This is a genomic window from Clostridium estertheticum, assembly GCF_011065935.2.
Taxonomy (GTDB): domain Bacteria; phylum Bacillota; class Clostridia; order Clostridiales; family Clostridiaceae; genus Clostridium_AD; species Clostridium_AD estertheticum_A.
Window position 1 is genome coordinate 679,755 of the sequence record NZ_JAAMNH020000001.1, and the last position, 12,565, is coordinate 692,319.

A 12,565-nucleotide genomic window follows, 5' to 3' on the forward strand; every position below is an offset into this window, starting at 1 on the left:
ACAAATTTTTCAAATTATAAATAAATAAAATTAATGAATCCTAGATCTATTTAAATCTAGGATTCATAATTATATGATTTTACGTGCGTTAATTATCGTTTGATATAATACTATTACAATACAATCAATAATCTCAGTTTTTTTCTCCCTTGTTGTTTTTGCAGAATAACAAATAATTTTTAGTTTTGCTAAACAATTATCTTCTTTAGGTTGATTAACTTTGGAAAAAGTTTCAATATATTTAGCTGGAATTTTTTCTTCTGACCATTTCTTGTTCATATCCTTAAGACCTAACTCTATCGTAGAAAGTATCCTATAAAATAATATATCTGGATTTTCATTAGTAGTCTCATCTATAAGCAGGATTTGATTAATAATAGATTTCATTACATTACATTTAATTTCTAAAAAATTTCGTATATATTTATCCTCAAAAGCAGGAATTTGATAATTTATTATATCATCAATGTCAGAAAATTCACTATGCTTGTCCTTCGAAGCCTCTATCATAGTATTTAACCCTGGTACCTTTAAGGTTTTGATTAGTATAGGCAGAATATTAGAAGGTATAGGAACACCCATTAGGGTTAGATTTTCTAAAATACTAACACCCTCTGTAATTGCTAGGAAAGCTATAATAATTTGGGATAACATGGTGGTGGTTATTAGAGGAGTTAAAATAGTCTCCAGCAATCTAACTGTAATTACGCAAATGGAATAAGTGATAATTTTTTTAGTAGCTTTACGCAATCCTGTACTGGAAAATCTTTTATATTTTATAGCAGTAGATATTCCTATAATAGTATCTAAAATAATAAGCACCAAAAGAATGATATAGGAGGTTTGCATGCTATTAAGCATTTCGCTAAGAAAACCTAATATTCCAGATACTCCATATATTTTTAACAAGAAGTCATTCTTGTGCATTTTTTCATCTCCATTAATACGTGGCAAATATAAATATGGAATAAATAATTTAAATAAATTATTTATTCCATATAATATATGCTGTATTAAAGAAAAATGCTATTCATGTATTCTGATGTATTCCAAAGCCTCTTTGCCTGCTTAAAATTGCAGCCCAGTAGCTATGAATATTAATTAAAAAATTTCAATTGAACATTTATTTTCTTATCCTCAATCTCTAAAATAACATAAGAATACCATGGTTCCCGCCTCTTGTAAGAGGGTGAACCTGGATTTATCATAAGAACTTTATTTTTAGTTATTATCAGTGGTTGATGACTGTGACCGAAGATGATTATATCTACTTTATCTCCACTAAATTCATCATAAGCTCTCTCTAGGGTATTTTTGTCATTACCATGACCGTGGTACAAACCAATTTTATATCCTTCCACGGGTATAATTACCTTTTCTTTTAATAGATCTCTGATGTAGCCCTTATCATTATTTCCCCATACTCCAATAAAGTTTTTATGCTCTCTTAATTTTGATACCACGCTAGAGGAGACATAATCACCTGCATGAATTATCATATCAGATTCTCTAGATATATTATCTATGAATTTGAAAAGTTTATCACTATGTTTTTTTACATGAGTATCAGACAATATCGCAATTTTCATATTCATCACCTTCTAATAGTATATTATTCTATAGTGTGCCTTGATACACAAATAGTATTTAAGTATAAAATAGATTACACTTTATATATCAATATTAATATTCTATTTTGAGGAACCAATAAATTCTCTATATAAATATAATACAAAACATTTCCAATTTAATTTCTTTATCATGACATTTTTGGTATGATTATTATATAATATATTATAACTAAATAATAGGAGATGAAAAATTAGTGTTTATGTTTAGTATTATCCAATTTATGGTTCCTGCTATATTTCTGTTGGTGTTTGGTATAATTATATTCAGCATAATTAAAGGCATAGGTCAATGGTCAAATAATAATAGACAACCTGTTTTATCAGTAAAAGCAAAGGTAGTAACTAAAAGGACAGATACGTCGAGTAGCAGTAGCATGAATGATAATCAGCCTATTCATAGTAGCAGTACATTCTATCATGCAACCTTTGAAGTGGAGAGTGGAGATAGGATGGAACTACAAATAAGCGGTAGTGAATTTGGCTTACTCGCAGAAGGGGACGTTGGAAAGCTTACATTTCAAGGAACTAGATATAAAAACTTTGAAAGAGAATTTTAATATATATAATGTGAGGAGAAAAAATGGGAGAAACAGAAGATATAGTCTATATTGTGGAGCAATCAGGAATAAACATAAACAATGAGAAATCACTGCATTCATCCATTAAGCAATGGTATGCTATGCCTGGGGATAGATTAGAGGTAAAGGTAGATAAATATATAATCGATTTAGTAAGGGAAGATTCATTAATAGAAATACAAACAAGGAATTTTAGTGCCATTGGCAATAAGCTAAGAGCCTTGGTTAAATATAATGTGGTTACACTAGTGCACCCTATAGCTGTAGAAAAATATATAGTAACAATGGAAGGTGTGGGTAAAGTAATTAGTAGAAGAAAATCCCCTAAAAAAGGGAAATTGGTGGATTTATTTGATGAGTTAATTAGGATACCTGATTTGATAGATGAAGAAAATTTCATACTAGAAATCTTAATGACCAAAGAGGAAGAAATAAGGTGTAAGGATGGCAAAGGAAGCTGGAGAAGAAAAGGTATTAGTATCGTGGATAGAAAGTTAGTACAGGTAGTAGAGAAAGTAACATTTAAAGAAGGAAAAGATTTTTTGAGATTTTTACCAGAAGAACTACCCGGGAATTTTACAAATAAGGAATTATCTAAAATATTGAAAATAACTATCTATAAAGCAAGAAAAGTAACATATTGCTTAAGGAAAATGAAGGTTATAAAAGAAGTAGGCAAACAGAGAAATGAACTTATATTTGAAAGATGGTAAATAGTAGTACTGCATTAACAGAAAGTATAGAAATTAGAATTTGATATATTTGAAATTATATGATAAATTAAATTTAAAGTAAAGATAATAGATAATATAGAGTGAAAACCAAGAAAGGAAGATATAAATGAGTAAAAAGAATATAGTTATTGGCGCATTGCTTACAGTAGGGGCAGTAGGAGCCTACGAATTATATAAAAAAAATTCTATAATTAACGATTCCAGTTTTTATAAAGTGGATGAAGCAGATAGACAATTTACATGGTCTCTCGAGGAGGAGGATTTCTTTTTTAAAAAGCCAGAAGAAAAACCACAGGATGTAGCTATAAAGGTATATAAAAGCATAAGGATATTAGAATTATATGGAGATGATAACCTAATAGGTAAATTTAAAATTGCATTAGGGGGAGACCCTATTGGTGATAAAATTGTGGAAGGTGATAGGAAAACACCTGAAGGCAAATATCATATTTGCACAAGAAATGATAAAAGTAAATATACCCTATTCTTAGGACTTAATTATCCTAATGTGGAAGATGCCCAGAGGGGATTAGAAAATGGTTTAATAGACGAACTAGAATTTAAAGAAGTAGAAATTAAAATTCAAACTGGGAAAAGACCAAACTTTAGTACTCCTTTAGGTGGGGCAATAGGAATACATGGTGGGGGAACCCTAGGCGATTGGACTGCTGGATGCATTGCTCTATCAGATGATGATATTAGGATTATTTGGGAATACACTAAAATAAATACTTCTGTGGAAATCTATGAATAATTCTAAAAATAGATTATAGGCAACTAGAGTAGAATATATTATGTATTATTTAAAAATTAACTTTTTGCGTGGTATATGATGAAGTATAATATAAATATATCATTTATATATAGGAACTAAAATTAGATATTAACTGTAAAAATCAATGAAATATACTATTATAGGTGGGCAGTATAATTGCAGGAGGTAGAATGTAATGGATAAGAAAAAGGTCTACATAACAAGAAGAATCCCAGATGAGGCTATTGAACTTTTAGAAGAACATTTTTATGTAGAAATAAATTCACTAGATAGAGTTTTAACAAAAGAAGAATTATTAGAAAAGGTTATAGGCATGGATGCAGTTTTATGTCTTATAACTGATAATATTGACAGTGAGGTGCTAGAGGCAGCCGGTGATAAGTGTAAGATATTTGCTAACTATGGTGTAGGCTTCAACAATATTGATACAGCAGCAGCTACTGAAAGAGGAATAATAATTACAAACACTCCTGGAGTTTTAGATGATGCAACTGCAGACCTGGCATGGACACTTCTTATGGCGGTATCTAGAAGAATAGTGGCAGCAGATAAATTTACAAGAAATGGTGCTTTTCAATCTTGGGATCCTATGATGTTTCTTGGACGAGACATCACTGGTAAAACATTAGGACTTATAGGTGCAGGACGAATTGGGTTTAATTTTGCAAAGAAAGCTAAGGCTTTCGATATGAAAATACTTTACACTGGTCTAAGGCATAATTTTAAAATAGAAGAGGAGTTAGGCGCTATTTATGTGGATAAAGAAACCTTGCTCAGGGAAGCGGACTTTGTTTCATTACACGTACCACTAGTACCTTCTACTACTCATTACATCGGCGAAAAGGAATTTTCCCTTATGAAAAAAACTTCGGTTATTGTTAATACATCTAGAGGCCCAGTAATTGATGAAAAAGCATTAGTTAAAGCTCTTAAGCAAGGTGAAATATGGGGAGCTGGACTTGATGTGTATGAGAATGAACCAGAACTTGAGCCAGAGCTTTTAGATATGTATAATGTTGTAATTGTTCCACATATTGCTTCAGCTACTATGGAAACCAGAAGAAATATGGGATTAATTGCAGCTAACAACATTATTAAAGTGCTTATGGATGAAAAGCCAGATACTTGTGTTAATACAGAAGTATTAAAATAATGTAACTAAGCATTGCACTGCCCTTCAGAGTACTGAATGGCAGCGTCTTGTTTTATGGTCTAATATTGGACTCTATCCATTTTACTTTTCCATTCTTTAAAAGGTTCAAGGCTTTCTTCTCTGTTGATTTGTAGCACTTCAACTTGCAATACCTTTGCAGTTCCTTTTATTACATCATAAATATATTGGTCATCAAAATCTATATTTGCAGCATCTTCTCTAGTTGAGCCATAATAAAGTTTTTTTATTTTAGCCCAGTGAATTGCGGAAAAACACATAGGACAAGGTTCACAAGAGGAGTATATTTCACAGTCGGATAAATCAAATCTACCAAGGGCACTAGAAGCTTTTCTTAGTGCTACCACCTCAGCATGTGCTGTAGGGTCATTGGTCTTAACAACTTCATTATGAGCTTTACTAATAATCTCACCATTTCTAACAACCACAGCACCAAAAGGACCGCCCTCATCGTTTTTCATTCCGTGTAGTGCTTCCTCGATAGCGATTTTCATAAATTCGTTCATTTTTACACCGCCTTATTTAAAATTTATTTTTAATGTCTACGTAATTGTATATGGAGTACTTTGAAATACTGAAAAAATCTGCTATTTTATCCCCAGCCTTTGTAATTAAGAAGGCACCAGCATCATTAAGAAATTGAATTGCTTGTATCTTTTGTTCTTTAGTCATAAGAGCAACTGGTTTACCTATTTTTTTTACAGATTCCTCTAATAAGTCCTCTAATAGTTGATTTACATTTTGAGGAATTTTGTCCGCATTTTTAATATCCTCCTTATGACTAAGCAAGGAGTCTATACAATTTTTAGCTATAGTGAGCTCTGTAATATCGTAATTTATGGAGAATATTCCCATAGGTTTATTTTGATTATCTCGTATATATATAGTACTTGATTTTAAAATTTTACCATCGTGAGTCTTGGTAAGATAATTTAATTTATCTTCTAGTGAATCAGAAACATGCTTTAGTGCATTTAAGACAACACGTGAAGCACTAGTGCTAGTTGTTCTGTGTGTTACATGGCCATTTTCAATAAATATAATTGGATAATCTACATGGCCGGAAGATAAATCATGAATAACTACTTCACAATTTCGTCCAAATTGAGCTGAAATACCCTTTGCTAATCTTTTTAAAAAATCTAAACTATAATCGCTATTCATGTAAGACCTCACAATTCAAATAATATAATAAAAAATTAAATAATTTTATATGTTTTTTATAGATTAAGTATATCAATCTTTTTTTTCAAAATCAATATAATCTACAAAAATTTTTTGAATTGCTAAAATATTTTGCAAATTACGTTGACTTTTATTTGTCAAAATGGTAATCTGAACAAATAAAGCACATATTATAAATATCTTATAGCAGGCTTCGTAATGCTGGTCCTAATACATCCTTTTCTCAAAATGTTGGTCTATTCAATGCATTCAAAAACAATTGCACAAAAACATATATCAAAGGAAAACTTAACACAGGGAAAATACATCAATATAATTTAAAACAAGGGGATGTATTATTATGAATTCAAGCAGGACTAAAAACTTAATTCAGGTAGCTACAAGCAGAAAAAAAGCAGACCTAGTTATTGAAAATTGTAATGTTATAAATGTTTTTTCACAAGAAATTATATATGGTAAATTAGCCATTAGCGATGGTGTATTTATTGGTATAGGTGATTATGAAGGAATAGAGACCATCGATGGTGAGGGGAAATATATAGTACCAGGATTAATTGATTCTCATGTTCATATAGAGTCATCTATGGGTTCGCCATACCAATTTGCAAGGGCGGTATTACCAAGGGGAACCACCACAGTTATCTCTGATTGTCACGAAATAGCTAATGTTAAAGGACTTGAGGGTATTAAATATATGATTGAATCCAGTAAGAACTTACCCCTTGACGTATATATTATGCTACCATCTTGCGTTCCTGCCACTATATATGAAACCTCAGGCGCAATACTAGAAGCAGAGGATTTAGAGGGATTTATGCAACATGAAAGAGTTTTGGGCCTTGGAGAGCTTATGAATTATCAAGGAGTTGTTTTTACAGATGAAGGCATCCTTAAGAAGCTTGAGCTTACTGATAAATATAATAAAATAGTAGATGGCCACGGCCCTATTATCAAAGAAAAAGAATTAAATGCCTATTCACTAGCTGGTGTTAAAACAGATCACGAATGTATGAACCATAAAGAGGTAATGGATAGACTTAGGAATGGTATTTATGTTGCAGTAAGAGAGGGCTCCGCTGCGAAGAATTTACTAGATTTAGTTGGTGCTGTAAATCCTAGCAACGAGCGTAGATTTACATTTTGTACAGATGACAGGCATCCTAAGGATATACTAAAGGAAGGTCATATAGACAATAATATTAGACTTGCCATAAAAGGTGGCGTAAATCCTATTACTGCAATTAGAATGGCAACATTAAATTCAGCAGAATGCTACGGCCTTAAAAACCTTGGAGCAATTGCTCCCGGTTATATAGCGGATTTTATAATAGTTGATAATTTAACAGATTTCAATGTGCTAAAAACCTTTAAAAAGGGCAAACAAATATTGCCGGATTGGTATACACACATAAAGGAAGATAGTGAACTGTTAGAAATGGTTTCTAATAGCGTTAGTATAAGAGACTTTACGCAGGAGGATTTAAAAATAAAATTATCATCTGAAACTGCAAAAGTCATTAAAATTATGGATCACAGTCTTTTTACGGAAAATGTAAATAGAGAGGTCAAAGTAGATGAAAACGGATATTATGTATATAATGAAGCAACTGATATTTTGCCTATTTATGTATTTGAAAGACATAATGGCACCGGTAATATTGGAAAAGGGTTAATTGAGGGATATGGTCTTAAGAATGGAGCTATTGCATCCACTATAGCACATGATTCACATAACTTAATTGTTATAGGTAGTAGCCCCTTGAATGTTAAAATAGCGGTGGAAAAAATAATTGAAATTGGTGGAGGTCTTGTAGTTGTAGTAGATGGTAAGGTAAAGGGGAGTTTACCACTTGATATTGCAGGTATTATGTCAAGTTCAGATTTAGAAACTGTATCAAAAGGTCATGGAAAGCTTAATAAAATTGCTATGGAAGAATTGAAAATCAATGAAAATGTCAACGCATTTATGACTCTAGCTTTTATGGCATTACCAGTTATCCCTAAGCTGAAAATCACTGATAGAGGGTTGTTTGATGTGATAAAATTTCAGCATACCAGCCTATAAAAATATTTTTAAAAATACAATTGACATACTAATTATGAGGTGAGATACTGATTTTAAAAGAGTATATTAAATATTATCTAATAATTAGTTTAGGAGAAAATTATGAAAAATTCTATACTTGTAAAAAATATTAAATACCTTGTTACCTGTGATGATGATGACAATGTATTTGAAAATATAAATATGTACATTGAAAATGGTGAAATTAAATATATTGGTAAGGAATTTAAATTAGCCGAGGAGACTATAGATGCAACAAACATGGTAGTGTATCCAGGGCTTATTAATACTCATCATCATCTTTATCAGATTTTTAGCAGAAATATTCCGCAGGTTCAAAATATGGAATTATTTCCATGGTTAAAATATTTGTATGAGATTTGGAAAAATATGAACAGTGATGTTATTATGTACAGCTCGCTTTGCGGAATGGGAGAACTTTTAAAAACAGGTTGTACAACTTGTTTTGATCACCACTACGTATTCCCAGAGAATCAAAACAATCTCATTGAAACCCAGTTTGAGGCCGCAAAAAAACTTGGTATAAGAATGTATGCATCAAGAGGAAGTATGTCTCTAAGTATTAAGGATGGAGGCCTACCACCAGATACTGTGGTTCAGACGGTTGATGATATTTTAAAAGACAGTGAGCGCTTGGTGAAGAAATTTCATGACAAAAGTCGTTTTTCTATGAGTAGAGTAGCCCTTGCTCCTTGCTCACCATTTAGTGTTTCGCGAGATTTAATGCGTGAATCAGCAAAACTTGCAAGAGAACTTGGGGTTAGACTCCATACACATCTTGCGGAAACAATGGATGAGGAAAAATTCACTTTAGAAAAATTTAATATGAGGCCACTACAGTATATGGAAAGTTTGGGTTGGTTAGGTTCTGATGTGTGGTTTGCACACGGTATTCACTTTACAGAGGATGAGCTAAAATTGCTTGCAAGCACTGGGACAGGGATTGCACATTGTCCTATATCTAACATGAAATTGTCATCTGGTATTGCAAAGATTTCACAAATGTTAAAGCACAATGTACCCGTTGGGCTTGGGGTTGACGGAAGTGCAAGTAACGATGGCTCAAATATGCTAGAAGAGATGAGAGTTGCATTTTTGCTCCACAGATTAAACTCAGGTAAAAATGCCCCTACAGCATATGATATATTGAAAATAGCCACAAAGGGTGGAGCAAAAGTTTTGGGACGTGATGATATTGGAAAATTATCTGTTGGAATGGCAGGAGATTTATTTATGATAAATATTAATAGGCTAGAACTTGTAGGTGCGGATCTAGATCCTAGATCATTACTAAGTACTGTTGGATACAAAGGTACTGTAGATTATACCATTGTAAATGGTAAAGTTGTAGTAAAAAATGGTATACTTGTAAATATTGATGAAGATAAACTCTATTATGAAAGTGATGCTGTGGCAAAAAAATTTATAAGAGGAATCTAAATATAGAAAGGGATACATTATGAAAGAGGATATGAATTTAGACTTTTTAAAAAGGTTAGCAAAGGGCATTGTACAACACTTTGGAAATGATTGTGAAGTAGTTATACATGATTTAAAAGCGGAAAATTTACAAAATACAATTATTGGCATAGAAAATGGTCGTGTCACTAATAGGAAAATTGGTGATGGAGCATCTCATATTGTAATAGAAGCATTAAATAATGCAAAACATGATTCAAAAGATTCACTAGGCTATTTAACAAAAACTCATGATGGACGTACTTTAAAATCTAGTAGTATTTATATAAGAGATGAGAATAATGAACCCACAGGAATTTTTTGTATAAATTATGATATTACACAATTAACTATAGCTGAAAATTCTATAAAATCCTTGTTGAATCATCAAGAGGAAAGTACTGAGGTAGAAAAAATTCCTCGAAATGTAAATGACTTATTGGATGATCTTATAGATCAATCAGTGAAGGTGATAGGCAAACCTCTTGCACTTATGAATAAAGAAGATAAAATAAAGGCTATACAGTTTTTGAATGAAGCTGGAGCTTTTCTTATAACAAAATCAGGAGATAAAATTTCAGAATATTTCGGTATCTCTAAATTTAGTATATATAACTATATAAAATAAAAGCTCATATTTTGATAATTATATAAGGAGGGACAAAATGAGTATTGGAAAAAGTGTTAATAGGGTTGATGCTTTTGATAAAGTAACTGGGCGTGCACAATTTACAGATGATTTTAAATTAAATAATGCTCTTGTTGCTAAAATTCTTCATAGTACTATTGCCAGCGGCATTGTTAAAGCCATTGATATTTCAGAGGCCATGAAACTAAAGGGAGTTGTGAAAATTGTAACCTGCTTTGACGTTCCTGACATCCAATATCCAACAGCGGGGCATCCATATTCACTAGACCCTGCTCATATGGATATTGCAGACAGGAAATTACTAAATAAAATAGTTAGATATTATGGTGACGACATAGCAGCTGTAGTGGCTACAGATAGCGTAACCGCCACAAGAGCAATTAATCTTATAAAAGTTGAATATGAGGAATATGAGCCAATAATTTCTATTGAATCTGCTTTAAAAGAAGGAGCAAAAAGAATTCATGAGGAGTATCCAGGCAATATTCTTGCACACACAAGCTATGAAATCGGCAATTATGAAAGTGCTATAAAAGAAGAAGGACTTATTGTTTTTGAAGGAGAGTATGAACTTTCCCCTGTTAAACATTGTCATCTTGAAAATCCAATATCCTATGCTTATGCTGAGGGGAAAAGATTGGTTGTGGTGTCATCAACTCAGATTCCTCATATTGCACGCCGTGTAATTGGGCAAGCTCTTGGTATTGATTGGGGTAAAATTAGAGTTATTAAACCATATATAGGTGGAGGATTTGGGAATAAACAAGAGGTTCTTTATGAGCCACTTAATGCATTTTTGTGTCAGGCTATTGGCGGCAGATGTGTTAAACTCGATATTTCAAGAGAAGAAGATTTTGTTAATACTCGTCTACGTACTGCTATGAAAATTAAAATTAAAAGCTATGTAAGAGCTAATGGACGTTTTGTTGCGAGAAAGTTAGAAATGTATGGTAACAAAGGGGCTTATGCATCCCATGGACATAGTGTGACAAATAAAGCAGGGCATGCATTTAAACAAATATATCAAGATGAAGTTGCAACTAAAGGTGATATGTACTCAGTGTATACAAATATGCCAGCATCTGGTGCTATGCGTGGTTATGGTATACCACAAATAACCTTTGCTCTTGAATCTCATGTTGATGATGTAGCAACAAAACTGGGTGTCGACAAGATTGAAATGAGAAAACTTAACGCTATGAAGCTAGGGTTTGTTGATAATCAGGTTAAATGTAATAGTAATGGTCTTGTGGAATGTATTGAAAAAGGTAGAAAGTACATTGATTGGGATAATAAACTTATAGAATATCAAAATCAAACAGGGCCAGTAAGGCGCGGTGTTGGTATGGGAATATTTAGTTATGCAGTAGGGGTTTTCCCAATATCACTAGAAACAGCAGCTTGTAGGATTATACTTAATCAAGATGGATCTGTGCAAGTTCAAATGGGAGCCACAGAGATAGGTCAAGGAGCTGACACCATATTTGCACAAATGGTATCAGAAGTGCTAGACATTCCTATTGATAATGTTCACACCGTATCAACTCAAGATACTGATATTACACCTTTTGATACAGCAGCTTATGCATCTAGGCAATCTTATGTATCAGGTATGGCTGCTAAAAAGGCCGCTATGGAACTAAAAGTAAAAATTTTAGAGCATGCAAATTTTATGCTAAGACTTCCTATAGGAAATCTTGACCTTAAAGATAATAATATTGTAAATAGTGAAAACGGTGAAATTTTAGCTTCACTTAATGAAGTTTCTATGCATGCACTTTATAATACAGAAAAATCCGTTCACATTACATCAGAGGTAACAAACCAATGCAAATCAAATACATTTGCCTTTGGAGTATGCTTTGTTGAAGTTGAAGTTGATATCCCAGTGGGCAAAATTAAAGTTATTAAAGTTATTAATGTTCATGATAGTGGTACAATTCTTAATCCTGTACTTGCTGCAGGACAGGTACATGGTGGCATGAGTATGAGCTTGGGTTATGGCTTAACTGAGCAGCTTTTATTTGATGAAAAGACAGGTAGAATGCTCAACGATAATCTACTTGACTATAAGCTTCCAACTATTATGGACACGCCACATTTGGAAGCACAGTTTGTAGAAACCTACGATGTGTCAGGGCCTTTTGGTAACAAGGCTCTAGGAGAGCCACCTGCTATTCCTGTTGCACCTGCAATTAGAAATGCGGTACTACATGCCACAGGAGTTAATTTTAATATGGCTCCACTAACTCCACAAAGACTTGTAGAAAAATTTAAGAAGGAAAATTTGATATAAAC

12 protein-coding genes are annotated in these 12,565 nt (G+C 32.5%); 8 read left to right on the forward strand and 4 right to left on the reverse strand.

The window, feature by feature from the left end; all coding sequences use genetic code 11:
- Positions 1-69 precede the first annotated feature (69 nt).
- Both G9F72_RS03155 and G9F72_RS03160 read right to left on the reverse strand, forming a co-directional pair.
- Positions 70-927, reverse strand: coding sequence for a phage holin family protein (locus G9F72_RS03155; protein WP_164959153.1), 858 nt, complete (start codon positions 925-927; stop codon positions 70-72).
- Between the two features lie 170 nt (positions 928-1,097).
- Positions 1,098-1,589: a metallophosphoesterase family protein gene (locus G9F72_RS03160; RefSeq protein WP_164959152.1), complete on the reverse strand. Its 492-nt coding sequence runs from the start codon at positions 1,587-1,589 to the stop codon at positions 1,098-1,100.
- 242 nt (positions 1,590-1,831) lie between these two features.
- Here G9F72_RS03160 and G9F72_RS03165 point away from each other — a divergent pair, with 242 nt between their 5' ends.
- The 4 genes from G9F72_RS03165 (at position 1,832) to G9F72_RS03180 (ending at position 4,871) form a co-directional block, all read left to right on the forward strand.
- A complete protein-coding gene (locus tag G9F72_RS03165) occupies positions 1,832-2,188 on the forward strand; it encodes a DUF2500 domain-containing protein (RefSeq protein WP_164959188.1) in 357 nt (118 codons plus the stop codon).
- A 23-nt stretch (positions 2,189-2,211) separates the two neighbouring features.
- On the forward strand, positions 2,212-2,922 hold the full coding sequence (locus tag G9F72_RS03170) for a hypothetical protein (RefSeq protein WP_164959151.1): 711 nt from the start codon (positions 2,212-2,214) through the stop codon (positions 2,920-2,922).
- Between the two features lie 127 nt (positions 2,923-3,049).
- Positions 3,050-3,697, forward strand: a complete 648-nt coding sequence (locus tag G9F72_RS03175) for a murein L,D-transpeptidase family protein (RefSeq protein WP_164959150.1) — start codon at positions 3,050-3,052, stop codon at positions 3,695-3,697.
- 196 nt (positions 3,698-3,893) lie between these two features.
- On the forward strand, positions 3,894-4,871 hold the full coding sequence (locus tag G9F72_RS03180) for a 2-hydroxyacid dehydrogenase (RefSeq protein ID WP_164959149.1): 978 nt from the start codon (positions 3,894-3,896) through the stop codon (positions 4,869-4,871).
- A 59-nt stretch (positions 4,872-4,930) separates the two neighbouring features.
- Here G9F72_RS03180 and G9F72_RS03185 read toward each other — a convergent pair whose 3' ends face one another.
- Complete coding sequence (locus tag G9F72_RS03185; RefSeq protein ID WP_164959148.1) at positions 4,931-5,395, reverse strand: nucleoside deaminase; 465 nt, start codon at positions 5,393-5,395, stop codon at positions 4,931-4,933.
- Between the two features lie 16 nt (positions 5,396-5,411).
- Positions 5,412-6,053, reverse strand: coding sequence for a transcriptional regulator (locus G9F72_RS03190; RefSeq protein WP_164959147.1), 642 nt, complete (start codon positions 6,051-6,053; stop codon positions 5,412-5,414).
- 361 nt (positions 6,054-6,414) lie between these two features.
- On the opposite strand from G9F72_RS03190, the gene ade reads away from it, so the two are divergent.
- From ade to xdhA, 4 genes are all read left to right on the forward strand, one after another.
- On the forward strand, positions 6,415-8,139 hold the full coding sequence (ade, locus tag G9F72_RS03195; RefSeq protein WP_164959146.1) for an adenine deaminase: 1,725 nt from the start codon (positions 6,415-6,417) through the stop codon (positions 8,137-8,139).
- A 102-nt stretch (positions 8,140-8,241) separates the two neighbouring features.
- Entirely contained in the window at positions 8,242-9,600 is a 1,359-nt protein-coding gene (locus G9F72_RS03200) for an 8-oxoguanine deaminase (protein WP_164959145.1), read from the forward strand.
- Positions 9,601-9,619: 19 nt separating this feature from the next.
- Positions 9,620-10,246, forward strand: coding sequence for a transcriptional regulator (locus tag G9F72_RS03205; protein ID WP_164959144.1), 627 nt, complete (start codon positions 9,620-9,622; stop codon positions 10,244-10,246).
- A 37-nt stretch (positions 10,247-10,283) separates the two neighbouring features.
- The gene (gene xdhA / locus G9F72_RS03210; protein ID WP_164959143.1) at positions 10,284-12,563 is read left to right on the forward strand and encodes a xanthine dehydrogenase subunit XdhA; all 2,280 of its coding nucleotides are present in this window, start codon (positions 10,284-10,286) and stop codon (positions 12,561-12,563) included.
- Positions 12,564-12,565 lie beyond the last annotated feature (2 nt).